Origin of the sequence: Mucilaginibacter sp. 21P, assembly GCF_019331605.1 — a bacterium.
Classification (GTDB): Bacteria; Bacteroidota; Bacteroidia; order Sphingobacteriales; family Sphingobacteriaceae; genus Mucilaginibacter; species Mucilaginibacter achroorhodeus.
This window is the reverse complement of record NZ_CP063061.1, coordinates 706,827-732,242: the sequence shown is the minus strand read 5'-3', so window position 1 is coordinate 732,242 and position 25,416 is coordinate 706,827. Positions and strand designations below refer to the sequence as shown.

22 protein-coding genes and 1 tRNA gene are annotated in these 25,416 nt (G+C 39.2%); 4 read left to right on the top strand and 19 right to left on the bottom strand.

The window, feature by feature from the left end; translation table 11 throughout:
* Positions 1 to 40: 40 nt before the first annotated feature.
* The 9 genes from INP83_RS03180 to INP83_RS03140 form a co-directional block, all read right to left on the bottom strand.
* Positions 41 to 1,624, bottom strand: coding sequence for a RagB/SusD family nutrient uptake outer membrane protein (locus INP83_RS03180; RefSeq protein ID WP_219126272.1), 1,584 nt, complete (start codon positions 1,622 to 1,624; stop codon positions 41 to 43).
* A 46-nt stretch (positions 1,625 to 1,670) separates the two neighbouring features.
* The gene (locus tag INP83_RS03175; protein ID WP_219126271.1) at positions 1,671 to 4,676 is read right to left on the bottom strand and encodes a TonB-dependent receptor; all 3,006 of its coding nucleotides are present in this window, start codon (positions 4,674 to 4,676) and stop codon (positions 1,671 to 1,673) included.
* 572 nt (positions 4,677 to 5,248) lie between these two features.
* Positions 5,249 to 6,850, bottom strand: coding sequence for a DUF6377 domain-containing protein (locus tag INP83_RS03170; RefSeq protein ID WP_219126270.1), 1,602 nt, complete (start codon positions 6,848 to 6,850; stop codon positions 5,249 to 5,251).
* 120 nt (positions 6,851 to 6,970) lie between these two features.
* Positions 6,971 to 7,495 (bottom strand): hypothetical protein, encoded by a 525-nt coding sequence (locus INP83_RS03165; protein WP_219126269.1) that lies wholly within the window; start codon positions 7,493 to 7,495, stop codon positions 6,971 to 6,973.
* Positions 7,496 to 8,332: 837 nt separating this feature from the next.
* Positions 8,333 to 9,394, bottom strand: a complete 1,062-nt coding sequence (locus INP83_RS03160) for a hypothetical protein (RefSeq protein WP_219126268.1) — start codon at positions 9,392 to 9,394, stop codon at positions 8,333 to 8,335.
* Between the two features lie 79 nt (positions 9,395 to 9,473).
* Positions 9,474 to 10,373, bottom strand: a complete 900-nt coding sequence (locus INP83_RS03155) for a DNA adenine methylase (RefSeq protein ID WP_219126267.1) — start codon at positions 10,371 to 10,373, stop codon at positions 9,474 to 9,476.
* 8 nt (positions 10,374 to 10,381) lie between these two features.
* Positions 10,382 to 11,785 carry a hypothetical protein gene (locus INP83_RS03150; RefSeq protein ID WP_219126266.1) on the bottom strand — a complete coding sequence of 468 codons (1,404 nt, stop codon included), beginning with the start codon at positions 11,783 to 11,785 and terminating at the stop codon, positions 10,382 to 10,384.
* Between the two features lie 139 nt (positions 11,786 to 11,924).
* Positions 11,925 to 12,362 (bottom strand): hypothetical protein, encoded by a 438-nt coding sequence (locus INP83_RS03145; RefSeq protein WP_219126265.1) that lies wholly within the window; start codon positions 12,360 to 12,362, stop codon positions 11,925 to 11,927.
* Positions 12,355 to 12,717 carry a hypothetical protein gene (locus INP83_RS03140; protein ID WP_219126264.1) on the bottom strand — a complete coding sequence of 121 codons (363 nt, stop codon included), beginning with the start codon at positions 12,715 to 12,717 and terminating at the stop codon, positions 12,355 to 12,357. Before INP83_RS03140 ends, INP83_RS03145 begins: the two co-directional genes overlap by 8 nt.
* Before the next feature lie 475 nt (positions 12,718 to 13,192).
* Here INP83_RS03140 and INP83_RS03135 point away from each other — a divergent pair, with 475 nt between their 5' ends.
* Positions 13,193 to 14,305 (top strand): hypothetical protein, encoded by a 1,113-nt coding sequence (locus INP83_RS03135; protein WP_219126263.1) that lies wholly within the window; start codon positions 13,193 to 13,195, stop codon positions 14,303 to 14,305.
* 85 nt (positions 14,306 to 14,390) lie between these two features.
* Here the strand turns inward: INP83_RS03135 and INP83_RS03130 are convergent, their stop codons facing one another.
* Genes INP83_RS03130 through INP83_RS03120 form a run of 3 tightly spaced genes read right to left on the bottom strand, consistent with a single transcriptional unit; the run spans position 14,391 to position 15,886 of the window.
* Positions 14,391 to 14,843 (bottom strand): hypothetical protein, encoded by a 453-nt coding sequence (locus INP83_RS03130; RefSeq protein ID WP_219126262.1) that lies wholly within the window; start codon positions 14,841 to 14,843, stop codon positions 14,391 to 14,393.
* Entirely contained in the window at positions 14,836 to 15,102 is a 267-nt protein-coding gene (locus INP83_RS03125; protein WP_219126261.1) for a hypothetical protein, read from the bottom strand. The genes INP83_RS03130 and INP83_RS03125 overlap by 8 nt, the downstream gene beginning before the upstream one ends.
* Before the next feature lie 13 nt (positions 15,103 to 15,115).
* Positions 15,116 to 15,886: a hypothetical protein gene (locus INP83_RS03120; RefSeq protein ID WP_219126260.1), complete on the bottom strand. Its 771-nt coding sequence runs from the start codon at positions 15,884 to 15,886 to the stop codon at positions 15,116 to 15,118.
* Positions 15,887 to 16,025: 139 nt separating this feature from the next.
* Here INP83_RS03120 and INP83_RS03115 point away from each other — a divergent pair, with 139 nt between their 5' ends.
* Positions 16,026 to 16,271, top strand: coding sequence for a helix-turn-helix domain-containing protein (locus INP83_RS03115; protein ID WP_219126259.1), 246 nt, complete (start codon positions 16,026 to 16,028; stop codon positions 16,269 to 16,271).
* On the opposite strand, the gene INP83_RS03110 is transcribed toward INP83_RS03115, so the two are convergent.
* From INP83_RS03110 to INP83_RS03080, 7 genes are all read right to left on the bottom strand, one after another.
* Positions 16,268 to 16,753, bottom strand: coding sequence for a hypothetical protein (locus INP83_RS03110; protein ID WP_219126258.1), 486 nt, complete (start codon positions 16,751 to 16,753; stop codon positions 16,268 to 16,270). The genes INP83_RS03115 and INP83_RS03110 overlap by 4 nt on opposite strands.
* 76 nt (positions 16,754 to 16,829) lie before the next feature.
* Entirely contained in the window at positions 16,830 to 17,297 is a 468-nt protein-coding gene (locus INP83_RS03105; protein WP_219126257.1) for a hypothetical protein, read from the bottom strand.
* 539 nt (positions 17,298 to 17,836) lie between these two features.
* Entirely contained in the window at positions 17,837 to 19,648 is a 1,812-nt protein-coding gene (locus INP83_RS03100) for a hypothetical protein (RefSeq protein ID WP_219126256.1), read from the bottom strand.
* Positions 19,649 to 19,698: 50 nt separating this feature from the next.
* Complete coding sequence (locus INP83_RS03095) at positions 19,699 to 20,142, bottom strand: hypothetical protein (RefSeq protein WP_219126255.1); 444 nt, start codon at positions 20,140 to 20,142, stop codon at positions 19,699 to 19,701.
* Between the two features lie 150 nt (positions 20,143 to 20,292).
* On the bottom strand, positions 20,293 to 21,384 hold the full coding sequence (locus tag INP83_RS03090) for a hypothetical protein (protein ID WP_219126254.1): 1,092 nt from the start codon (positions 21,382 to 21,384) through the stop codon (positions 20,293 to 20,295).
* A gap of 73 nt (positions 21,385 to 21,457) precedes the next feature.
* On the bottom strand, positions 21,458 to 22,663 hold the full coding sequence (locus tag INP83_RS03085) for a site-specific integrase (protein ID WP_219126253.1): 1,206 nt from the start codon (positions 22,661 to 22,663) through the stop codon (positions 21,458 to 21,460).
* A gap of 186 nt (positions 22,664 to 22,849) precedes the next feature.
* Positions 22,850 to 22,922: transfer RNA gene (locus INP83_RS03080), tRNA-Met, on the bottom strand.
* Positions 22,923 to 23,068: 146 nt separating this feature from the next.
* Here INP83_RS03080 and era point away from each other — a divergent pair.
* Together era and der are read left to right on the top strand one after the other, a co-directional pair.
* Entirely contained in the window at positions 23,069 to 23,944 is an 876-nt protein-coding gene (gene era / locus INP83_RS03075; protein ID WP_219126252.1) for a GTPase Era, read from the top strand.
* A gap of 135 nt (positions 23,945 to 24,079) precedes the next feature.
* A complete protein-coding gene (der, locus tag INP83_RS03070; protein WP_146273181.1) occupies positions 24,080 to 25,381 on the top strand; it encodes a ribosome biogenesis GTPase Der in 1,302 nt (433 codons plus the stop codon).
* The last annotated feature ends 35 nt before the right edge of the window (positions 25,382 to 25,416 follow it).

Genomic DNA, 25,416 nt, shown 5'->3' with positions numbered 1-25,416 from the left:
TGATAGGGCAGGCCTGCTTTAACAGGCCTGCCTGTTTGCTTTAGTAACCCGGGTTTTGTTTAATTGTAGGGTTAGCTGTAATATCGTCTTTAGGGATTGGGTAGATATTGCGGTAATCTTCTACAGATCGGCCACCGGCAACGCCGCCTTTAAACGGCCATAAATAACTGCCGGTAGTAAACCTGCCATAACGTACAAGATCCGTACGGCGGAAACCTTCCCAGTATAATTCGCGTGCACGCTCATCAAGAATGAAATCAAGATTGATGGTGGTAACATTACCGTTTGCATTACCATAAGCGCGGGTGCGGATCCGGTTAATGTAATCAACAGCTGTAGCCAGGTTGCCGCCTGCACCCCCCCGTAAAACGGCCTCTGCGTAGATCAGGTACATTTCCGGCAAACGGAACAGCGGGAAATCGACATCTGCATAATCCAGGCTTTGGCCCGGTGCGCCAGCACGGTTTACGTTACGGTATTTGGTAACTGCGAAGCCATCGGTAAAAGCTGTTTGGTCTTTGATCTCGAGGTTTTGGCCGTTTGTGTAAAACTGAGAACGCTTATCTGCTGTGCCGGTATAATCAGGGAAAAGGTTAGGCAGGTTTTTAGTGGTACGTGTACCGCCCCAGCCGCCGTTGATGCCAAAATAACTGGCTGACTCTGAACCGCCCACCGGTGCGTGGGTTAAAAACGTGGTGCCACCGTAGCTTTGTGTACGCAAGCCATCATAATTGATGGTCAGTATGTTCTCGTTGGTGTTTTGCTGGTTATCGGCAAGCATTAACCACTGGTAATTGCTTACTAAGGAGTAGCCTGCGTTGATCACCTTATTTGAGTAGAGGATAGCATCATCATATCTTTTGGTGCCGGTGTAAACTTCGGCGTTCAGATACAATCTCGCTAATAAAGCCCACTCGGCTGCCTGGTCTGCACGGCCATATTCATTTGCCTTTGGTGCGGCAAGGGTTGACTCAATTGCCTTTAGTTCAGATTCAACATAGTTGAACAAAGTTTTGCGGTCTGCCTGTTTTGGCACAGTTATACCGATCACATCTGTTTCGGTTACCAATGGTACGCTACCGAAAAGGTCAAGCAATACCCAATATTGGTAAGCGCGTAAGAAACGAGCTTCGGCACGGTACTGGCGGATAGCATCTGCATCAGCACCAGAAATGCCGCGGCTGCTCAATTGAGCGTCTGCTGATTGCCTGATAAAATCGTTTGCCAGGGTAACCTGGTACAAGCTGCGGTAGTACAAGCCTTTTAAGAAAGGGTTTGCAGATGACCAGTTCATGTTGTGGAAATCTTGTATACCCACATCGCCCCAGGCAATCACTGCTTCGTCTGTGCTCAATTCCTGCGCTTTCCAGTACAGGCGTAAGAAGTCTGAAGTTCCCTCATCAATTCCTTGTACGTCGCCATTACCTGCCGGGCCCTGGTTACCGGTTAAAGCATAAGCACCGTAAACTTTTGCAAATGCCTGCTTGTAGCCGGTTGGGGTGGCGTACACAGTGGCAGCTGTTATATCGTTGGTAGGCAGTAGGTCCAGCTTTTTGTTACAGGCGGTTAAGCTGCCTGCAAGCAATATTACTGTAGCTGCCTTTATCATTAAGTTCTTTTTCATGTCGCTTTATTAATTAGCTGTATGTATGTGTTGATACACTAATGAGTTAAAATTTAAGGTTTAAGCCTAATACATAAGTGCGCGGGCGAGGATAGATGTTGTTATCGATACCGCCGTTCACTTCCGGATCAACACCTTTGTATTTGGTGATCACAAAAACGTTCTGCACGTTCCCGCTGATGCTTAGCTGGGCTTTGCTGCTGAATATGTTGCCAAAGTTGTAACCAAGGCTTGCGTTATCCATTTTCAGGAACGATGCATTTTGCACGTAGTAATCAGACAATACATTCTTGTCATTTGCACCAATTATGCCGCTCTCCAATACGTTTGTAGAACCGTTATTAAGGAATTGAAGCGGGTTAAGGATGTTATTTCTGGTGCCGGTGTTCGAGAACACGTTGTTGTAGGCGTAGTTACCCAGGTTGGCACGCATAACCACTGCCAGGTTAAACTTTTTATACCTAACATTACTTGAGAAACCAAGGATATACTTTGGATCGGGCTGTTTGTACAGATACAGGTCTTTATCGTTGATAACACCATCGTTATTACGGTCCACATAAACGTTATCCAATGGTTTACCGTCGCTGCCATAAACTTGCTGATATACGTAGAATACACCGCGAGGCTGGCCTACATAAAAGCGCTCCACGTTGTTACCGGTACCGCCTGATATTCCACCGGTTGCCAAACCTGTTGAGTTAGGGTCGTTCACAAAAGTTAACTTGGTTACCTTGTTAACGTTGTAAGTAGCGTTAAGGGCAACATCCCAGGTTACTGTACTGCTGCGTACTATCTGCGCGTTGATAGCAGCCTCGATACCTTTATTGGTCATGCTACCTACGTTGGTAACAATGATATTTGAGAACCCGGCGCCCGCAGAAACGTTAACAGGTGCTATCAGGTCTTTAGTAGTTTTATAGTAGGCATCAATTGAACCGGTGATTCGATTGTTAAGGAAGCCATAATCAAAACCAACGTTTGTAGTAGCGCTTTGCTCCCATTTGCGGTTAGGGTCATAGGCCGAAGGACGGTACAGCTGATAAAAGTTATTGCCCAACTGATAAGATGCTGTTTGTGAGCTTAATGCATAATATGAAGTGTATGCATAGTTGTCAATCGCATCCTGCTGACCGGTTACACCGTAACCAACCCGTAATTTAAGGTCAGACAATACTTTGCTGTCCTTCAAGAAGGATTCTTCTTTGATCTTCCAGGCAAAAGCGCCAGATGGGAATACTGCATAACGGTTAGTTGGGCTAAACCTTGATGAACCATCCCGGCGGATTGTACCGGTTAATAAATACTTGTCATCAAACGTGTAGTTTAAACGCGCATAGTATGATAACAACCTGTGCTGCGGCTTGTCAAAAGGAAAGTTTGGTTGGCTTACAACGGTACCATCGGTAGTTAAATCCGGGTAATTATAATTTTTAGTGGCGTAATCGTAATAAGCGTAACCGGCAACTGCATCAATACGGCTGTTGATAGATTTCAGGTCTTTGGCGTAGTTTAAGTAAGCTTCAAAGGTGGTGTTCAATATATCGGTACGGTACTGGTTGTTTACACCGCTATGCAGCACATTGTTGGCATCTTTAAAGCGGTAGTAGCTTGATGCTGCTGTCTCCGGGATAACAATTGTTCCTTTGCCTTGAGATGCATCATAACCAAAGTTTACGTTAGCGTGCAAGTCTGGCAGGAAATGGAATTTGTAATCAACCTGTGCGTTACCAATGCTTCTTAGCACGTCGCTTTTGTCAAATTTTTGCTCAAGCAAACCAACTGGGTTGCGCGGGGCTAATTGCCTAAGCCCGGATGCAGAGCCTGCATCAAGGTACTCGTAATAACCACCGTAGTTGTTATTGCCCGATAATACAGGCTTTGTTGGGTCAAAGCTAACTGCTGCACCTATAGCATCCTGGTTGGCAAAACGTGCCTTGCTTTGCGATCCTTTTAAGTTAATATCAATTTTTAAATGATTATCAAGCAAGCGCGGCGAAAGGTTAATTGCTGCCGAAGCCCTGTTAAGATACCCGGTTCTAAGTATACCTTTTTGATCGAGGTAACCTACTGAAACTCGGTACGGCATATTTTTCAATCCGCCGCTTACATTTAGGTTGTTATCATTACTTACAGCAGTTTGATAAATTTCTTTCTGCCAGTCGGTATTTGCGTTACCCAACAAGGCCTGGAAAGCAGCGTTACCGTTAGCTTTAACATAAGCACGTAGCTGGTCGCCGGTTAATACCTGTGCCTCCCTGGCCAGTGTTGATACCGATACCTGTGTGTTTAGATTGATAACCGGTTTCCCAACTACACCCTTTTTGGTAGTGATGATGATAACGCCGTTTGACGCACGTGAACCGTAAATAGCGGTTGCTGATGCATCTTTTAAAACGGTGAAGGTTTCGATATCGTTAGGGTTGATCAAAGTAAGCGGGCTTGGTGATCCTGGTATAGCATCGTTACTTAACTGCACACCATCAACAACAATAAGCGGGTCGTTACTGGCGCTTAATGATGCACCACCACGAATGCGGATAGTGCTACCTGCACCCGGCGCGCCGCCGTTTGAGGTTATGGAAACACCAGCCACCTTACCGGCGATCAATTGCTCGGGCGATGTGATATTACCTGTTTGGAAATCCTTTGAACTTACGGTAGTGATCGATCCGGTAAGATCTTTCTTTTTAACAGTACCGTAACCAATAACCACAATCTCGTTAAGTGATTTTGATGAAGGCTGCATGTTAAAATTTACAGTTAAAGCTCCGGCTCCTACCGTAACCGTTTTTGGCTGCGAAGTGTAACCAATAAAACTTGCCGTAAGAGTGTAAGAGCCTGCTTTTACGCCTGCGATCTTGTAGTTACCGTTTGCATCTGCGGCGCCTGCTATTGTGGTGCCCGAGATCAATACAGTTGCGCCGGGTAAGGGTGCATTGTTCTCGTCGACTACTTTACCGGAAATGCTCCCCGACTGTGCGTATATCGCCTGCGATAAAAGCAGCACAGCAAAAAGGAACATAAACTTTTTAAGGTAATTGTTTCTCATTTAAAATTTGGATTTGAGTTAATTTGTTGGTGTTTAATGTCAATACTTTGGCTGCTGCTCATTACACGATCAAAATCATCCAATACGGCATATCGCACCGGACAAAACGGAGGTCTCTTTAGCACAGGCCATTAAAAAACTTTGATGGCGACAAAAAAATGCCGTGTTCACTTTTGCGAAACCGGAAGGAAAATTTGAAGCCGTTAAAAATTATAATTGGTTTTTGTGAAGCGGAGTCGCGGGTTTATATGCGTGTTCTCTTCAGCAATACAAATTTGTTGAGACGAAAAACCGCAACCTATTTTTTTTTATATAAAAATTTAATAAAATTGAGATTTATTTAAATTTTATACTTTGATAATCAGTCAATTAAAATATTTTAAAATCAAAAAATTTAACGCTTATGGTGATGTTTCAATACACTAAGCGTATAAATTACACCATAAAAAATCCCGATTTTACGGGTGGTTTTAAGCTATGTTTTGACCGAACTTGAAATTGTGGGAAGGAAAGGTCTTTGAAGGCGTGATTATATAAGAATGGGGGTAGGCTATCAAAATTGAAAGCTTAGGTCAGGATTTTTTGCCATCTATATCAACGGCTTTGATGGCCATAACGCGTTGGTCAAATTCATCGCCATGAATAAGTGCTTTTGCCTTAATGCGCATCTTATAAACGTAAATGGTTTTCTCAGTATACTCTAATATCTTGGCAATGGTTTCGGTATCAGTAATGCCTATCCGCATTAAGGCGAAAATGCGCAGATCGGTGGTAAGTACCTCGTTTTCCTTAGGCCAGATCTGATTTTCTTTTTTAAAAAGTTTATTGAACTCTTCTACAAAATTTGGAAAGATTTTTAAGAACACCTGGTCAAAAGTATTGAACAAGGTTTCCCGCTCTTTTTTGATGTTGATGTTATTGGCCATCAACTGGATGTCATCGTACTTTTTTGCGGGCAGCTTGGTATCAACAGAGCGTTTTATTCTTTCTAACTGCAGGATGTAACCGGAGATAACGTTGAAAAAATAACCAATGTAGTCTTCCTTTATTTTGGTGCCTTCCATCAATTTTTCGTTAACCTTTTCAATGATCTTCTCTTTTGATTTGAGCTTTTTGTTACGTTTATACAGCAGTACAGATACCACAACAATAACAACTGCCAAAGCGGTTATCATGCTTAGGCTTCTGATATACAACTTCTCTTCGCGCTCTATAAACAATAGTTTTTCTGAGGCCACTATTGGTAACAGTGAGGCTATTTGCACCTTGCGCTGCCTTGCACCATAAAACTCCGCATCATCAAGCGCGTGCTCAAGCGCTAAATAAGCATTCTTGATATCGCCTTTTTTATACAGTATCTCTGCCAGCCAAAACAGAGCGATCGTCTCTTTTGTAGATGACCGTATATCATTAATAGTAGCTTTGATGAGCAAGTCTACACTTTTATCCGGCTGCGACATGCTTTGATAAACATTGCTCAGCGTAGATTCAACTATTGCCTTCTGGTGTTCGGTAAGTTTATTTGAATTTAATAATTGGCTGAACAAAGCCACTGCCGGCTCATCAGCTCCGTTTTTATAGCTTTTGTAACCGGTAAGGTAAATGTTATCGTAAGAGCCGGGTTTGCTGATAGCAATTGCAGAATCGATATACCTGTTGGCAGCAGCCGTGTAAATTGGCGTGTAATGCTTATCGTTGTTATAGGCGGCCAGGTCGTAATAGGCGCGCATAACGATTGAGTAATATTCAACTTTTGCAGGAGTTTGCAGGTTTTTAACATTAACACCCTGCATGCTTTCAAAAGTTTCCTTAAACATCCCGGACGAAAGCAAAATAAACCCCATTTTAATCTTGCTCAGGTCTTCTTTTGACCTGTCCTTAAGCGTTTCACTAATCGATAATAACTTATTTACATATACATAAGCGGAATCATACTGATAAGACTTGTAATCATCGTATAATTGATTGCAAACAGCAAATTGTTTCTGCAGATCGGTTGGTTGCAGTTGCTTAAGGTTTGCTTTTAAGGCAGTTATATGTGCTTCTTTCTGACGGTCGTATATTGCTTTTTTTGAAAATTCAGCCTTTAGTTGCCCAAAAAGATCACCATCTGCTGCAATTGCTGAAAACGTAATCGGAAATAGAATAAAAAACAGGAGCAGGACCCTTCTCATAATCAGCTGTTAACCACTTTAGCCTTACCAAAACAAGCTTACGCTAAAATAGCAACTTTAGTATAAATTTAACGATTTACTATCTGCCCGGATTTATTATAACGGAACAATGGTGGGCTATCATTGCACTGGCCAGTTGTCGATGTGAGATTTATTATCAGTTAACCATTGTTTAGCAGTATCAATAGAAATCTGCTCGATGTTATCTTTTGTCGCACCTTCCCAATACCATTGCATTCCGTTGTTGTCTGTCCAGTCAAGATCGTGCCAAGCCCAACTTAATTTACAGAAATCATAGATTGAAGACTTATAGTCAATATCGATCGCAAACTTGCAAATTCTCTCCAGGTTTTGTTTCACATTGAGACCCTTCGCAATCTGTATAATGTAATATCTGCTGTAACTGATGATGCCATCCTTACCGAGAGCTAATGACAAACCCAATTCACTTATTGCTGCATTTAGATACTTAACAGTCTCAAAGTAATTGACCGGTTTCGTTAGCGATGCTAAAATCAAAAGGTTCTCGGTTTCATGCCCTAACATCATCATCTCCCCAGCCCAATCAACTGTATCACTGTAATTAAAGTCTGTGACAGCAGTATGAGCAAGAATTTTATATGTTGATGCAGCTACCGGTTTCATTTCTTTGGTACAAGCCTTTTCGTTAAACAAAAAAGCCTCTCAGATTTCTCTAAGAGGCTTTTTCTTTTCTCGGTAGCGGGAGCAGGACTCGAACCTTCCGCCAATCTGCTACTGTATCAAGCACTTAGAAACCTTGGTTGTTACTGTGTACCTCATTAGATACTAGTTTTCTATTAATGAACTCGTTAGGTGTTGTTACCTTGTAAGACAAAGGTACAGTGTTTAAGATGTGTTTTCCATATTGATTTGAATTTAAGTGAAAAGATGAATTACGATGCCCATACACGTTTATAGCAATCAAGTACAAGAGGCAAACGAATAAAAGATGGGTTGAGCATTGCCTGTGTTTATGCGGGAAGCTCTTGTACGCTGCAGCAGCTATAAACGTAACTTTGCTCAGTAATCCATACTTCACATACTAAATCCTAATTCAAGAAAATAGAGATTTCTTACTTTATACAGGGACTTTAAATCTTGAATTAGTTAAGTGTCGTCAAAATTGATTTATACTACAACTGCTAATTTTTTAAAAGGTGATTTAGGTGACTTGTATATCGAAGACTTGCTAAATAGTATTCGAATTGAGACTTAATGGAGATTGTTATAATCAATATGGTTGATAGAAGCTTACATAATGCAATACAAGCATAGCAGCGACTATTAAGAAGCAGAGATCCTTTATTTCTAAACCATGCCACTCAAACTTCGATTTCAGTATTTTGAATCTACCTATAGTTTCATCAAGAAACCAATACAAAATTCCTGTAGCGAATAAGAATGCACTCAATATGGATATTGAGTTAAAAACTTGATTCATAACGCGGGTTTCATTATCAGCTATTTCTTAGGTAAATCTTTGTTCTCACTGAATTGTTTCAAAGCACTTGTTAAATCTTGAGGATTTTTTATGTGTAAACTATCTCGATATTTAGTGAATAGCTCTCGCTTCATTTCTCGATCGTTTTTCGCATCTAGAAACTCAGAAATACTTTGTAAAATTCCTGGAACGCCATCTGTTTTTAATTTATGACCGCTTCCATCTTCGTAACCTCCTCCGGCTATTAACAATATCAAGCCCATTACCAACGTTGTTCGCTTAACCTTGGATTTTAAATCTATTTTTCCAGGGCTATTTAGATTTACTTGTACAGATAAATCATTTGAGCTAACGTTGATTCCTGAAAATTCGGCAAACTCATCAATCAATTGGAGTAATTCATGGCCGAGTCCAAATAGGTCTTTAGCTGGAATATCACCTTCTTGTTCAATATCTAATATTATATGGGCATCATCGTGCAAAATGTATAAATCATTAAGAGTCCTTTCAATTGACTCAGCATACCCGTCAGCTTTAACTACTGCCTGATGTGTCGTAAACAATTTAAAAAGTGCAACATCAAGCCTAGACCTTGGTACAATTTTCTCCCATTTGACAGGTTTTGTTAAATTTAAATGGCCAGACCATCCTTCTTCATGAAATACGAACTTACCACTAAAGTCACTATCTATAATAGTTCCCAAACTAACATATTTTGAGTCTTTAGAAGGAATTATAACAACGTCGCCTTTTTTAATTTCATATGCGAATCTTATAATCTGATTAGCTTTTAAAGTAAGATCTCTGTCACTTATTACTAAGTTGGGGCTTTGTTGACTTATTGTCAACGTCAACTCATTCTTGACTAAATCAACAAGCTTCGATTTATCACTGCCACTGATTTTATTATACTCCTTTAATTTTTCAGCACTAATCAATTCATGATTAGCTGCCACTAAATTCAAGTCTCTAAAGGCTGCATAAAGTGAGCCAGACTGTGTTCTTATTAGCCAATAGTTTTTCTCTAGGCTAATTTGTGGTAAATACTTTAAGAGTATCTCGATTTCTTCAGTAATTGTCATGGAATCAGTAAGATTAAGCAAACATAAATAAAGACGTTAAATGGCTTGGCCATTCTATCTTACTTTGAGATAAGTTAATTTATACTATATGAATTGATGAATCCATTTTGGCTAACTCAATATCTATGTAACTTAACGATGACTTATCCGGCAAATTAAGAGTGTCACAAAAAACAAAAACTTCCTTACCCTTATAAACAGTAGAGGCGTTATACTGTAAATCGTATATAAATGATCTGCGATTCTCATATAAAGATAAGATTTGGTCTGCACTATCATAAGATAACACCCACTTTTGTCGAACCTCATTCTGAATTACTTCAGCAAGTCTTGAATGATCATCTTTGCGATAAAAATTTAGATACAAACCACTTGCCTTTTCATAATAAGGGGGATCAAAATAAATCAGCGTATTATCAGGCAGCAGCTTTGTGTTTTTCATTATGTACTCCTCTGCATCTAAATTGCTAATTGAAATGGAATGAGCGTTTTTAGCAACTGTTTCCACCCTTCTAATAAGGTCATTTCGCGTAAAGCGAGCATCCATTTTCCATGTACCACTTTGTGCTTGCCCACCAATAATTCCACCTGTCAGTACTCCAGACCTGTTTACTCGATTTAAGAAAAAAGTACTAAAACCAACGTCAAATATGTCGTGATCGGAACTATGTTTCAAAATCTCTTTGTGAATTTTCCATTCATCTACGTTCATAGATGTTGATGATATCGACCTACAAAATCGTTCGGGGTCTGTCAATATGGAATGCCAAAAAGCATATATAGCGTAGCTGGAATCATTTAAATGTATGCTATTAACTTTCTTGCTCAGTAATAATTCAAGGGCTGCTCCAGCCCCACCGGCATATGGCTCTACATAATGCCCGTTAACAAGGTTGTTTTCGTCTAAAATCTCAGCTATAAATGGTGCAAGTTTTTGCTTACCACCTGGATATCTTAATGGACTTTTACTTAATGCCATAGTTAATATTAGTTCATTTCTTCGAGTAAAGGATATATGTTATGAAACAATCGGCATACATCACTCGGAATGACCGAAAACGATGAATTGTGCACTAAATGATTCATAGAAGTCACAGATAAAATTCCGTCTGCTGTTGCCAGTTGCGTTAATGCGCCATGAAGAACCCTTACCTTTGGGTGTGTCGATGACCCTCCGGTTATATGATTAGTGACAGCTCTAAGTAAATCGACAAGGGTCTTATCTCTATTATTGTTCATGGTCGGGATATTATGATCCGAACAATAAGCTTTAGCTGATATTTCAAATAAACTCCTAAGTAAAAAGCAAAACGCTATCGGTGTCTTATCTATATTTAACAATAAAATCTCATCCTTAAGGGTAACTACCTTTTCTCTGTCATTGCCCATAGGCGCAAACAATTTAAGCTTATTTTGGACGCTCTTTGGGGTATTTGTAGCTGCTGCTGGCACTGGCGCAGGTGGCGGCACTGGCGCCGGAGGAGGGGGCGTACCCGGTGTTGGTGTAGGGCTTGGAGCTGGTGTAGGTGCTGGTGTAGGTACTGGTGTGGGAGCTGGTGTTGGAGCTGGTGCTGGTGTCGGACTCGGAGCCGGTATGGGTAACGGCGGAATCCCATACTTTAACGCAAAATCTGTCTGATTACGAATGATTTCAAAGCTAACCAAGCCTTGTCCTATATCATAAAGTAATGCTTCTAAAGAGTTTACAAGAGGTAGTGTAGGATATTTTACTACTAAATCAGCAACGCTTGAGGCTCCTAATCTCACAGCGACCTTTTTCATTGCCTCATCAAGTACTGATATCGGGTAATCACCTCCGAATCTTTCTTTTTGATGAATATTTATATTCCTGCCATTTTGAAGATATTTTTCTAATAAATCCAGTCCAGGCTCAGCTGACCGATTTACATCTCTGTTATGACGAGCTTTAGCAATTGAAGACCAAGGATCCCTACTGGCTTTTGCACCTTTGCCGTGCGCCATAGTAACTACTTTATCGACTTTGTCGCTATCGGTTGCGTCAAAAATAGTACACGGAACTTTTTTATTAGATGACTTCCATGAATCACTAATCTGTGCTATTCTAGTAACCATTGAAGCTGGTATTACAATTAAAGAGTTATCTATTAATCCGTAAATTAATTTTAGAGCAGCTATCCTTCTATTCCCTTCTTTTACAATCAGTTTTCCAGATGCATCTTTTAATATAATTATATTCTCGGTTGGCAGATACCCATCATCAAGTAGACTTTCCATTAACGCCCAAAACCTATCAGGACTAATCGAAATCATTGCCTTAACGGCTTCAACTTCATTTAGTTGCTTTACAGTACGAAAGTTATTAAGATCGAGACTTAAATCACGGACAAATTGGAGTTTAGTTGTCGCCATAATATGGAATTGAAGGTTTAGGTTATAAATAATCAAATATAATTCTTAATTGAACAATGTCAATAGAAAATCAAACACATGTAATTTTGCATTAAATAGTATGCCTTTAGCTATAAAAGTTTAAATAAATGCTATAAACTTAACGATTTAGATCTACGTTTATCCCTTGCGATCTAGCGAAGTTCGCGAGCGCCTCGTCAAACGAGACGAAATAATTTATGTTAAGAGAAGTATCAGTTAATATTCCTTTGATTACTTCATCGACTAAGCTAATATCTCCAATGTAACCTCGATTAAATCCGAACAGCTTTTCTATTGCAATATTTTTGTACGGCGCGTCATCGATTTTAAAGGTGTTGGGGTTTTCCAATATCTTTTTAAATTGATTTAATCTATCCTTCCGTCTACCCAATCTCGAGTTTACAAACTCATACATAGTGGGCCAAGGGATGCAAATATCAGCATCTGCGATCATATCAATGATGTCACTTACTAATTCGCTTCGCTCTGCCTCTTTTTCTGGCTCATAAAGTGCGATCCAAAATCCACTGTCTGTCAGTACTCTTTGTTTATTCACCCTCGTCCACGATTTGTTGTCCAGATAAATTACCGTAACCTTCCCAAGGCGCAGCCTTTCTAGCACCATTCAAAAAATCACCTTTGATTTTATTACTAATAGAGTCTTTGCATACTATATAAATTCGGTCAGTCTTACTGACTTTAACAGACCGCTTAAAATCTTTCATTACTTCCGCCATCAAATCCGAAGAACTTACGTCTTTTGTTGTTGCAAACTTCAGGAAGGCTAAACCCTGCCCGCACTCTAACGCCTTATTTGTATCTAACCAAGTGTAAAGACCTTGATAATCGCCTCTCAAACCAAAATCGTATGCGATCCAAACAGCTTTTCTTATTTTATTACTGCGTGACATAAGTTTTACCATATAAAATTATCTACACTAATATAACAATTCCTTTAACAATCGAGTCCCTTGCGAGTAAAGCAAAAGGTCTCGGTAGAGAAAGCGTATAGCGCGACTACCGAGTATCTGCCGACAAACAACTGGCGGAGTGCTTGAGCAATACGAATGTATTGCAACGATCAAGCGTCTGTGACAGTTGGGTAGCCTTTTGCTTCGGCAAAGGCGAGCCTTAATTATGAGCGCCTGGATTTATATATGTTGAGTGTTGCAAGCGTTACCTGGTTGCTAAACCAAGTAAAAGCGCAGCATAAGCGAAACGTGTGTAAATACAGAGAAAGCTCATGTGGATTGCGACTTTACGAAAATCAAATTGAGTGACAAGCCGGTGATAGCCGTTTAAGCATTAATGTGCTTCGTAGAAGCTTATTGATGCTTAATGAAGCTTGGCGTGATGATTTGATGAGTTTAGGAGCAAGTAACACCGATGGACCTGTGGGATGGCCTTTATAAGCGACAGGAAATGAGCGGAGCTATCCTTTCTCGGTCTAAGCAGCAGAAAGCGGGGAAGGATAGTGCAGCTTATTGTTTCCAAATTCTCATAGTTAATGTAAGTTCATTAAATTTGATAATTGTACAAGAGTTAATTATTATGCCTCAACCTTTATCAGACCAACAGAAAGAAAGCCTTAAAAGGCTAGAGCCTAAGTTTAATACAGCAATCCTAAAACGAGATTACAGCACCGCTAAAAGTCTCATGCTTGATATTCAAAGAGTTCTTAGACCCACAAAGCACTATGCCCGTTTATGCCAATCTAAAAATAAATTGTTTGAATTGGCGATTGAAGAAACTGATTTTGATTTTGCCATTTCTGGATTAGAAAGTAATCGCGACATCTTAAATAACAATACAAGAATATACTTAGAGTCTACAGCATTGCTCGCTATTTGTTACATAAGGATGCAAGAAATAGAACAGGCGAAACCATTCATCAAAGAGGTATTAGCAAATCAAACAGTTATAAAATCACAAAGGACTAGAGAGATATTCCATTCAGAGATAATCAACAGATTTAACGAAGAGGTAGCTCTATGTACGTTGAAAGGTCAAGCACCTGACTACAATGAGGAAGAAGTGGAGCAAGAAGTAATTCGAATCATTCAAAACTTCGATGAACAAGAAATTCTTGCTCAGATTGGCGAGGCATCCCCTAGATCTACTAAGGAATTAATTTTCTTAGTCTATGATTTTTCGAGAAAACAGCTTCCATATAAAGAACAATTAGCTTTGCCTAGCCCAGACCAGAAAATCAAAGACTCTGAGGTTGGCGCTACCATATTCCAATCTGTAAAACGAGTTATTTATAATTCTCTTTGTGACCCTAACAGTGAGATATATAAGACTTGGTTTAATAACGGTATGCAGCTAGTATTGAGCAAAGGATATATACGAACAGCGGTTTTGTCCTGTTTAGCAAGTCTAGGTATAGGCATAAAGTTAATAGCAGCTTCTATCATAGCTTTAATAATGAAATTTGGTATTGAGGTTTATTGTAATAGGTATAAACCAGTCGGGCTTATGGAAATCAGAGAAAAATAGGCTTGGTCAATATTTCTAAATTAAGAGCCTACCGAATGGGTAAGCTCCTATTAATGTAATAACCTTTTAAAAGATAAGTCAACTTTTAACCAACAATTGCAGACCCTGTAGATGGCTGATGATCTAAAACAAAGTCTTTACCATCCCAAATGGCCTCAGATCCCTGTACCCTGTATGTGTCACCCTGATTCCAACGAACACCGATTACGTCTTCTATAAGGTCAATTAGGTAAACCCTCTCACCGATTTGAACATCGTTTGGAATCAGATATGCAGCGAATGGGTTTTCAAAGTGGTAAGGATAATAACTAGTAAAATCTAACACTATTTCCTTTGTTGTGGCGCTATAGCCAAGTGCGCGAAAATCATTCGCAACTTCATACTGCCCGGTTTCTGTGTCTCTCAATATCGCAAACTTAGCTTTAATCTCAGGTAAAGGCATGACAGGTTTGATCAATGGTTGATAACCGTTCTGCACCGCCTCGTTAATGGCTTCAATGCCTCTTGCTGTTGTAATGATTCGTAAGTTGTTATTCATTACTGTAAGTCATAGTTAGGTTAGTTTGGTTTAGATCAATCTTAAAGCAAGCGTAAGGATCGGTTTTGATGAGCATTGTGATCTCATCGTCTTTGTACATTGATGTATCATATACCCTTTTAGAGCAATGGCTACAATCTTTATAAAGTGATGTTACTTGTTTCATATCATCCCAATACACTGATAACGGACAATGTAAGGTCTTCAGTAAGCTACCATCATCTGTAAATAGCTCGTTAGTTAGTGGGTTGAACTTCATAAAAAGCTTAGTATTATTTCAAGGATAAAGTGATTGTTATCTCACCCGTTCTGCTCGTGTATATTTGCGAACCGTTTTCTTTTTCGAGGTCTGGTCTTCTAAAGAAAATCTTATCGGCCTCAATCTTGCCATCATTAAAGAATTGAACGTTTACTACACCTTGGCCCTGAACTATCATCTTTATAACCGATTTAGGGTTATCAACTGCAGTCAGTGTGATCGTGTTGGTTTTTTCATCCATCACAGCAATAGATTTCACATGTTTATTGGTGTTAAGAAAAGTGTTTAAAATATGGACATATACAATTGGGTCATTTGAAGTATTCGATTGTTCTATTTTAGAAGGTGCTGTTGCAAAATCGCTTGTAGATGGAGCAACGCTATAGGAATTTATAGATTTATTAGGCGACGAACTATAAATGGGTTGCGTAGCTATGTCAATGTTCTTTGGTTGTCGCTCATTGTACCAATCCATAATGGAGCCGACTATCGTACCAACAAATGCAATAGCAAAGATGCCTAAGATTATTGCTGCAAGTATTGAATAATCTTTCTTCTTTTTACCTGATTGTGTTGTTGTATAGTTGGGTTGGGTATGTGCTTCAAGCTGAGGTCTTGGCTCTTTTGCGAATGATTGAGATTCCTTAGTATCTACAACATTTGCATTACCATCTAGCGTAGGTTTTATAGGCGTTCCACAATGGCAATTAATCATTGTCGAATGATCTACGTAAGCTCGGTACTGCTTTTGGCATAATGGACACTGAAATTGGATAGTAGGCATTACTTTAAGGCTGATAACGATTAGTCCTAAATCTGTTATGTTATTGATCAATGCTTTGGACTTCGAGCATCGCTAAATTAATAAATACTTAGTTATTGCTAAGTAAACTGAGCGTATTGTTTTTATTCTTTCGTAGTTGATGGCAGCTAACTTCAAAACGGAAATAGAAGCTTACGTGATTAACAAGGTTAAAGAGAAAAGAGAGGCACAAAACCTCTCTCAATCCGAGTTAGCTGGCTTATTAGATGTATCAAACGGGTTTATCGGCCAAGCAGAAAGTCCACGATCACCTACCAAGTATAATCTAAACCATCTTAACAAACTCGCGCTAATATTTAAGTGCTCGGTTAAAGATTTTATTCCTCAAGAACCGTTCAAGACTTAAGCAACTGATAATAGCTGTTTCCTTTTGTTAGCTGTTACTTTATAAGGTAATTGCTTAAAGGTATGATGGTTATTACGCTCTTCGACATATTCATAAGCATCAGAGCATGAGTTAAGCAACCAATCTGTTCTGACAGCATCTTCAACTTCGACCCCGGTAACCGCCTTAGATGTGTAGTGATAAAGTAGTCTTATGAATTTCGAAGTTATTTCATTTAATCTGTTCTTGCCTTGCACTTGCTCAACGCCAAAGTGAATGAACAATGTATTGTCACTTGAGCATTCGAGTCTTAAGTAAAGCAATGGGTTTAGAAACTCGTGTAAGATGTAAGCTGACGTTGCTAGCTTGTCTTGCCTGATAAGAGTATAGCGGATTTCTTCCTGCTCGATGGTAGAAAGCATAGCTTTTGCTCTTTCAAGTGTTTTGTAATAGGCTTGTTTAACTGCCTCGTTGTAATGTGTTTTTGATTTTAAGTTTTTCATTGAGTCTAGTTTTAAATGAAAAATGCCTGGTGATCTTCACCAAGCATTTTGTTAATTCTTTAAATGGATTTACCTTTTAGGAAGTGAATTGAAATTGTTTTGGCTGCTTCCTTAGCACAGACTTGTAAAATGAGCTGTAATCCTCTCGTTTTATCATTTTGCATTGCCTATCGAGTGGATAAGCAGTAAGCGTTTCCAAGATGCTCTCTTTAGAAGGGCAATCACCAAAGGAATAGCTGATCTCATAATCATAAAGTAATGTGCAATCCAGCGACCAACTAAATGTTGGCGTAATAAAAGAGTGCATATTAAATATTCCATAGCTACTATCTTCTTTCCAATCGCGTTCAAAATAGACCTCGCCAGGCTTCAGGTAAGAGCTTTTAACAATTGCAATTATCTTGTGATATGCAGCTTCAACGCAACGATTCTGCATTGCCTGACCTTCGTTATTGGCTCTGAGAAGTGCAAGTACCCAGCGTTTCTTTCGCTTATTGGATAATGTTGGTATTCGGTCAATCAAGTCATATTTAATTTCTGCCATAGCTCGTTGATTAAGTTTGGTGATTGATTTTATGTGTTTACTCTAATGGCTCTAAAATGATTGGCAGCAGTCATAGACTGCTTGCTATCCGCTTCAGCGAAGGTTTCCGCAGAGCGGAAAACTGAGCGTTCAAAAGAGCCTATTAGGGCGCAACACAAAAATTAATTCGTTTTCTATCGAGATATGGTAAGGGGGTAATATCTAAGCGAGTAGTCGTCGCTTAAAGCAGATAGAATATTTTTTAGACAGATAAATTGGAAAATAAAAAAGCAATCATAAGCTGAAAGCCAGGAGGGTATGTTTTAGCCATGGGGTATGGTATTTCAAAGCGTGAAACCTTTTAAAAAGATAGGTTTAAATATTCTTAACTGCTTCTTTAAAAGGTCAATACACTAAAAAAGCTGCACTGGGCAGCTTTCTAATTCAGGTTTTTTCAAACACGTATAAAGTTAAATATTTCAATATTGTTGAATTGGATCGATAGATTGATTCAGCTTTTTGAAAACCTGTTAAAAAAGTAAAATTTAAGATTTCTTGAATTAAGCATCTATCAGTTTTGATCCAATTATCCAAACGTTCTCCTTGTTTATCGTACTACGCCTCGACTCAAAGAAATATCTAATTAAAGAGGCTGTCACTTTGTACTTAAATACATTATCAGCACCAATCTTCGTTAGCTTTTCGAGCAACTTGTCTTCTTGAATAGAACTGCTCTCAGTTATAGCTTTGTAAACGTCTTTAGCAATTCGCTTCCTCTCGGCTACCTTTTGAGCTTCATTAATTGACTTCTTTATCTTGGATTCTACATAATTAGTTTTCGCTAAGCCATCAAGACCAATAAGCCTAACTGCTTCTGCTATGAGTGGGTATTCCGTACTAAGTGTTTTCTTCAATTGTTTATCTGCTTCCAATAATATAAATAAACCCGGCCCTTTGGGTATTAATCTGTCTAAGAGTTTTGCAACGTTCTCAAGCCTGTTTTTTTTGGATTGGTTAGCGTGTAAATCAAACAAGCTTTTATCAGAGACATCAAATAGTTCTCGGTTTGATGTTATTGTAAAATGATCGCTAAGTTTGCTATAGCCATTTCCAAGTTTCTCTTCAGATAGATAATAGCCTTTAACTCTTTGTTCGTTTATAGCTGCATCAATCATAAATGTGTTCCGTTTACCATTAGAATAGAAGCCACTCATCGGTGATTCCTGCTCAATGAAGTCCAGCATAGTCTCACTACCCTTTCTATTGGACTTTTTAATCAATTCGAGTATGTCTTCATGCAAATCTAGCGAACCTTCAATGTAGCTTACAGCCTCACTTTCATTCATTACCTCTAATCGGTCATTGAAATTACTGATATGCGTTAATGATGCCACACCATTTCTGAACCGTCCAGGAATCTGTATGCACTCAGTAAAGGGATCTAATGTACTGTGGTGTGCAAATACCACATCGCTTATCATAATAACATTAGGTTTATAATCAAGTATAATATCAAATGCGGAGAAAAATCTGCTTGTAAAAAAATTGTATTCCTTCATGTCGCTAGTTGTGAAATCGCTGGACGCAGCTCTAAAATCTTTGATACGTAGCTTAACGACACTATCTGCTCCGCAAAAAACCGCACTTTGATTTTTTATATCGAGAGCTTTTATAATCGCATGTATTCCCTCAGTTGAGTTTAGGAAAATGCAAACAGGCTGGTCGTTAAGCGTTCTTAAATGCTTTTCTAATGCGGTAATAACATTGTTAGTATTGATAATATCTAGCGGCTTGCTAAAATCGTAATCTGGTTTAATGATATAGTGTGAAAACTTACTAAAACGCGAGTCGCGATATGGTAATGTCGTAGCAGAAACCAGTGCTTTGTTCTTGAATTTAAAAAATATATCGAGTGGTGCTGCTATTGAGCCTCTATATGAAATATCAGTGATGATTCTTTCGCATTCATCATACAGTAAAAAATAATCGTTGAGCATAGTTTCTTCGTTACCCCCAAAAGCCTTTAAAACTTTTTTAACAAACCCTTCGGGTGTCGTTATAATTTTCTTGTATTCGATATCATCATTAAGTAAGTAGATTTTAATATCGTCTATACCTACGCCTTTGTAAACGCCGAGCACTCGGGATTTAGGAAATTTCTTATTGTGATCGGCAACCTTGTCCTGAATGACAGGAACATTAGGTTCTATCATTATGCTGTGGTGTTTAGCGTACTGGATTTCAAAAGTTGTGATACCACAACCCGGAACGCTCTTGTGAATGATTGAGTTTGATGGTACACCTGCTGTTTTAAAGGGTTCTAAGTCTGCTATGTATCGGCCTCGTGAAAGGTGAAAAGTATTGGTGGTCATGATGGAATTGAATAAAGAGAGGGAGCGAGATCCGCTCCCTCATGGATGGATTAAATGGTTGGATTACTTGAGCTTTCGTTCTCAATACGTTTAGCTTCATCAATAAGCTCTTGTAGCGTAAAGCGAATTGTTACTTCTGCACGTTGGTACTTTATAAAAAAGTCCAGCATGGTTTCTGATAACATGATAACTTTAAACTCTTGTTTACCTCTTGGCAACGCAATGACACCCCACATATATGGTATGTTGTCTTTGTCTATGCGTTCTTCCAAAACTCCATCAAGCGGAAAACCGTTTCTTAGTAGTTCATAAAAGCCACCAACTTTCGCTTTACTCCTAGGTGTCAATGTCGACACGTAGTCTAAAAAAGTAGTTGGATTTACGCCTGTTTCAGCATAAAAGTTTGCTGCTGTAATTCTAGACTCAGCACCTTGTGCCTCCTCTTGTCTTATAAATTTATTTTCCATTTGTAACTGCCATTTGTTTGTTGGCATGTCACAAAGGAGAATAGGGGAATTTTTTATGCGTTTAGTCTTTGTAAAAAGATTTTTGAGTGAGATTGAAAATCCTGTAAGTGCTTATTAACGAGGTATAATAATTTCTAATTTTTTATCGAGAAGAAACTCGAAAATATTTTATCGACTTTAAAATTTCCCCAACTTTTGGGCATCTTTCATCATTAGCCTAATTGTTTCACTTGTGTAGCCTTGCCGATTGTAAAAATTGGATAGTTCGGCATAGTTATCGGGAATATTCAGTTTGCGTTTTAGGGGGAATATTTTGAGAATAGAATAATACTCAAAGAGGAATGCAGCGATCTTACGCTGTACTTTTATTATGCCGTTCGATTGTAGATAGCCGGTTATTATCATGCCGAACTTTACTAAAGCATCTGTTTCGCTAAAGCGGTTCTTTTTATATTGATTGTAAAGCTTTTTATAATCATCGTTTGTTAACGGAGCTTTCGAGATAAGATTGTAAAAAGGAGTGTTAGCTCTACGATGTTCATCAATCATGTACTCAAACGTATATCTAAATACCTCACTTTGCAGGTAGAGTGGAATATCGAACTGCTTAACAGGTTCGCCATTGAAGTTTTTGAGTTCATGATTAGCTTGGAGATTAAATCGCATATCACTGGGTACGTAAAGTTCTGTACAACCTATGTTAAAACGCATATAGGTTACAATATCACCGGGATTGTCATTTGGCCTACACTCTATAATCTCCTGTAGTGAATATTTATCAAACAATGTTTGTCTTGCAAAAAAATACTCTTGACAGTCCGTATCCAGTACTTGCTTATAAGCCTTGTTTTTTAAATAAGCTTGGATATGCTTTTCAGAGTTTCTCGAAATGTCGAGTATTAGGCGAGTGTATTCAATAAGTCTATTATACCGATTCTTACTTATTGATTGTTCCTCTGTATCACTGCGATAAAATCTTACTAGATACAATAGTTCATCTTTGTGAATGAGGTTGACTTTATGTTTAGCAAAAAGGAGAAATAATGCCTCGTTAAATGAGGTGAGTTGTTCAACGTTTGTAAACTGCTGTCCATACAAACCACCAAATTTATGTTGTTGTATTTCCGCTTGATTTTTCCACATGCTTAAATAAAATTCATCATTTATTGTGGTGCCAGGCATTGGAGCAAGTAGCGGATGAATATATGTGCGCATTAAGAACTGCTTAGTAACAGTGATTTCTTGAGCAATGTATTCGGTTTCTGACATCGTAAAATATCGCTTTAAAAGGTCGCCAAGGTAATAAAAGCAGGGTAGATAAAGTAACTACCCTGCTAAAGCCTCACTTCATTTTTTTACTAAGCGCACTCATGTGTTTTAAAACCGAACCTTTAACCACCTTAGCATAATGATTTTCTGTAGTGGCGGTCTTGCTATGGCCTAGCAAGAATGATACTATTTCGATAGGAATATCATTACCTAACAGAACAGTCGATGCAAAAGTCTTTCTCGCAATATGATGCGTGAGGTGCTTGTTAATCCCAACGACGTCTGCTACTTCTTTTATATAAGAGTTCATTTTCTGATTTGATATAGTTGGCAGCAAGGTTCCTGTAATATTAGGATAGCCATATTTCTTAAGAACTGCTAACGCTTTGGGAAGCAATAGTACTGCTATTGGGCGTTGCGTTTTCTGTCGTATCATTTCAATCCAAAGATTACCATTGTCGTCAGCGATTATATGCTTGTCTTCCAACAGCGCAGCCTCGTTGAATGCTAATCCAGTGTAACAAGAAAATATAAAGCAATCCCTAATCGCTACAAGCCTATCTTGGGCGAAACGAAACTTTTCAAGTTGTGCAAGCTCTTTTGCAGTTAGAAACACAACTTCTTTTGTGTATTTCTTCTTCTGGTACAGCAGAAACGGATCTGATGCAATCCAACCATTGCCAACGGCTATCTTCATAACTTTTTTAACGCGCTCTATAACTTTGTTAATAGTGTTTTGATTTAAGTCTTTGGTGACTTTCAAATAGTGGTCTAAATCAGTTAAGAAGTTAAGCTTGATATTGGCAAGAGCGTAATCAGGCAGATTGTATTGATGTTTAATAAAAGCTTCCACATGATTTTGGATGACCACAAACTTATCATAAGTAGCCTGTACGTAATCTTTTCCAACCAGCTCTTTCATTCTTTTATTGTGATAATCAAAAGCCTGTAGAATAGTCTTGTACTCACGGTCGTTACCGGTAAAGCGATTGTAAACATCGTCCAATGAAAACTCAGGCTTTTCTTTTAAAAGGTCGCTGAAGCATTTGTTCAGCTTGAGCCTCACTACATCAAGATTTGAGTTAATGATTAAAGCTTCTTGTGATGTGCCTTTAACTTTTTGAGCTTGGCCATTCCAGGTACTATCCTTAATGTAGATACCTGTAGAGAACTGTTTGCGTTTAGCATTTTGAGTAAGTCTACAGAAAATTGGGGTGGTGCCTTTACTGTTAGTTTTTGATTTGTAAAGGAAAAATAGGACAAACATGTTGTTTGACATGATGATCTGATTAAAAATTAACAATCAGAAAACCAGTATTACAAATTGATATACAGTAGTTTACAAAGGATTTGTTGTGTACCTCGTAGAAATCGCCTGTGTACCTCGCTGTGTACCTTGAAACGGCACTTTCCCCAAACAAAAAAAGCCTCTCAGATTTCTCTAAGAGGCTTTTTAATTTTTCGGTAGCGGGAGCAGGACTCGAACCTACGACCTTCGGGTTATGAGCCCGACGAGCTACCAACTGCTCCATCCCGCACTGTTTTGTTGGTATTATACATAACGGGCATAACTCCGAAATGTTTGTTCCAATTGTCAAAAAAGCAATTTGCTCTCCGTTTTAATTGGACTGCAAAGATATAATTCGTTTCTTTGCAGTCCAAATAATATTTAAAAATAATTTTTATGTCGCATAAAGCAGGTTTCGTAAGCATAATTGGTAAGCCTAACGCAGGCAAGTCAACTCTTATGAATGCCCTGGTTGGCGAAAAAATGTCCATCATCACTCCGAAAGCGCAGACAACGCGTCACCGTATTTTGGGTATTGTTAACACCGATGACTACCAGGTAGTTTTTTCGGATACGCCCGGTATCATCAAACCGCACTACGCCTTGCACGAAAGCATGATGCACCAGGTGGAGGGTTCTATTGTGGATGCCGACCTGATATTGCTGGTTACAGATATCAATGAAGAATACGATGAACAGGATGTTTTAAAAAAGCTTGAAAAATCTGATGCACCGCTGGCTGTGTTGATCAATAAGATAGACCTGAGTAACGAAGAAGAAGTTCGTACAAAGGCTGCTTACTGGCAGGAGAAGCTGAACCCTAAAGCGGTTTTCGCGATTTCTGCCCTGCATGATCATAACATCAAAGGCATATTCGATTTTGTACTGGAAAACCTGCCCGAGCATCCGCCGTATTATGAAAAAGATGCTCTTACCGACCGTAACGACCGTTTCTTTGCTTCAGAGATGATACGTGCGCAAGTGTTTAAACAATACAAAAAGGAGATCCCATACAGCACCGAGGTTATTGTAACTGCTTTTAAAGAAGACCCTAAGATCTATCGCATCAGCGCAGAGATCATTGTGGAGCGCGATTCGCAAAAGAACATCATCATAGGCAACAAAGGTGAGATGCTGAAAATTGTAGGCACCTATGCCCGCCGCGAAATGGAAGAGTTTTTTCAACGCAAAATATTCATGGAGATGTTTGTAAAGGTGATACCTGATTGGCGCAGTAAAAAGAATTACCTGAAGAAATTTGGGTACGAATAATCAATAGAGAATCAGGATATAAGACATCAAGATTCAAGACAGAACTTTTAAATTTGTAATACACCGGGTCATGGGGCCGGAGAAAGGCTTTACAGTCGTGTCTCCTGACATCCTGACTCTTGACTCTCAAATAGCATGAGTAACATAGTAGCTATAGTAGGCCGCCCAAACGTTGGCAAAAGCACATTATATAACCGTTTAACCGAAAGCCGTAAAGCTATTGTTGATGACTTTAGCGGCGTTACGCGCGATAGGCATTACGGCAGTTCTGAGTGGACCAACCACCAGTTTACCGTAGTAGATACCGGCGGCTACGTGGCCAACTCAGCAGATGTTTTTGAAGCCGCCATCCGTGAGCAGGTGATCATTGCCATTGAGGAAGCTACCGCAATACTGTTTGTGGTTGATGTTACTACCGGAATAACCGACCTTGACGATGAAATTGCCACCCTGCTGCGTAAAGGCAACAAGCCTGTGTTTGTGGTAGTGAATAAAGTTGACAATACTTCGCAAGTGGCTGATGCCAGCGATTTTTATAGCCTTGGCCTGGGCGAGATATATACCATATCGTCCATGACCGGTTCAGGCACAGGCGAGTTACTTGACGATGTGGTTAAACATTTCGAGGATGTTCCGCTGGAAGAGAATACCCGCCCCAAATATGCCATTGTAGGCAGGCCTAACGTGGGCAAATCTTCAATAATCAATGCGTTGATAGGTAAAGACCGCAACATAGTAACGCCTATTGCCGGCACTACACGCGATTCAATACATATCCACTACAACCAGTACGGGCATGATTTTATGCTGATAGATACTGCCGGGATGCGTAAGAAAACCAAGGTAAAAGAGAATATAGAGTTTTACTCGGTAATGCGTACCATTAAGGCACTGGAAGAAGCAGACGTGATCATCCTGATGATTGATGCTGTTGAAGGTATCGAGTCGCAGGACATCAACATCTTTCACCTGGCCGAAAAGAACAAAAAAGGTGTTGTGATCGTAGTGAATAAGTGGGACCTGATTGAGAAGAACAGCAAAACCATTAAGGTATTCGAAGATCAGATCCGCCAAAAGATAGCACCGTTCACCGATGTGCCTATCGTATTTACATCAGTATTAGAGAAGCAACGTGTTTTAAAGGTGATTGATGTTGCTAACAAGGTTTACGAGAACCGTGCACGCAAGATACCAACTTCGAAACTGAACGAGGTGATGCTGCCGATCATTGAGAAATATCCGCCGCCGTCATTAAAAGGTAAATACGTGAAGATTAAATACATCACACAGATCGCCGGTTCAACCCCAATGTTTGCGTTTTTCTGTAATTTGCCGCAATACATCAAAGACCCGTACTATCGTTTTATAGAAAATCAGCTCCGCGAGAATTTCGAGTTTAACGGAGCACCTATACAGGTCTGGTTCAGGCAGAAGTAAAAAAATTAGGAAAAGCATCAGTCAACAGGCTGATG

Excerpts from the sequence above, each read along its gene's own strand:
- INP83_RS03180 (WP_219126272.1), bottom strand. The coding sequence starts at position 1,624 with ATGAAAAAGAACTTAATGATAAAGGCAGCTACAGTAATATTGCTTGCA.
- INP83_RS03175 (WP_219126271.1), bottom strand. The coding sequence starts at position 4,676 with ATGAGAAACAATTACCTTAAAAAGTTTATGTTCCTTTTTGCTGTGCTG.
- INP83_RS03170 (WP_219126270.1), bottom strand. The coding sequence starts at position 6,850 with ATGAGAAGGGTCCTGCTCCTGTTTTTTATTCTATTTCCGATTACGTTT.
- INP83_RS03165 (WP_219126269.1), bottom strand. The coding sequence starts at position 7,495 with ATGAAACCGGTAGCTGCATCAACATATAAAATTCTTGCTCATACTGCT.
- INP83_RS03160 (WP_219126268.1), bottom strand. The coding sequence starts at position 9,394 with ATGACAATTACTGAAGAAATCGAGATACTCTTAAAGTATTTACCACAA.
- INP83_RS03155 (WP_219126267.1), bottom strand. The coding sequence starts at position 10,373 with ATGGCATTAAGTAAAAGTCCATTAAGATATCCAGGTGGTAAGCAAAAA.
- INP83_RS03150 (WP_219126266.1), bottom strand. The coding sequence starts at position 11,785 with ATGGCGACAACTAAACTCCAATTTGTCCGTGATTTAAGTCTCGATCTT.
- INP83_RS03140 (WP_219126264.1), bottom strand. The coding sequence starts at position 12,717 with ATGTCACGCAGTAATAAAATAAGAAAAGCTGTTTGGATCGCATACGAT.
- INP83_RS03135 (WP_219126263.1), top strand. The coding sequence starts at position 13,193 with ATGGACCTGTGGGATGGCCTTTATAAGCGACAGGAAATGAGCGGAGCT.
- INP83_RS03130 (WP_219126262.1), bottom strand. The coding sequence starts at position 14,843 with ATGAATAACAACTTACGAATCATTACAACAGCAAGAGGCATTGAAGCC.
- INP83_RS03125 (WP_219126261.1), bottom strand. The coding sequence starts at position 15,102 with ATGAAGTTCAACCCACTAACTAACGAGCTATTTACAGATGATGGTAGC.
- INP83_RS03120 (WP_219126260.1), bottom strand. The coding sequence starts at position 15,886 with ATGCCTACTATCCAATTTCAGTGTCCATTATGCCAAAAGCAGTACCGA.
- INP83_RS03115 (WP_219126259.1), top strand. The coding sequence starts at position 16,026 with ATGGCAGCTAACTTCAAAACGGAAATAGAAGCTTACGTGATTAACAAG.
- INP83_RS03110 (WP_219126258.1), bottom strand. The coding sequence starts at position 16,753 with ATGAAAAACTTAAAATCAAAAACACATTACAACGAGGCAGTTAAACAA.
- INP83_RS03105 (WP_219126257.1), bottom strand. The coding sequence starts at position 17,297 with ATGGCAGAAATTAAATATGACTTGATTGACCGAATACCAACATTATCC.
- INP83_RS03100 (WP_219126256.1), bottom strand. The coding sequence starts at position 19,648 with ATGACCACCAATACTTTTCACCTTTCACGAGGCCGATACATAGCAGAC.
- INP83_RS03095 (WP_219126255.1), bottom strand. The coding sequence starts at position 20,142 with ATGCCAACAAACAAATGGCAGTTACAAATGGAAAATAAATTTATAAGA.
- INP83_RS03090 (WP_219126254.1), bottom strand. The coding sequence starts at position 21,384 with ATGTCAGAAACCGAATACATTGCTCAAGAAATCACTGTTACTAAGCAG.
- INP83_RS03085 (WP_219126253.1), bottom strand. The coding sequence starts at position 22,663 with ATGTCAAACAACATGTTTGTCCTATTTTTCCTTTACAAATCAAAAACT.
- era (WP_219126252.1), top strand. The coding sequence starts at position 23,069 with ATGTCGCATAAAGCAGGTTTCGTAAGCATAATTGGTAAGCCTAACGCA.
- der (WP_146273181.1), top strand. The coding sequence starts at position 24,080 with ATGAGTAACATAGTAGCTATAGTAGGCCGCCCAAACGTTGGCAAAAGC.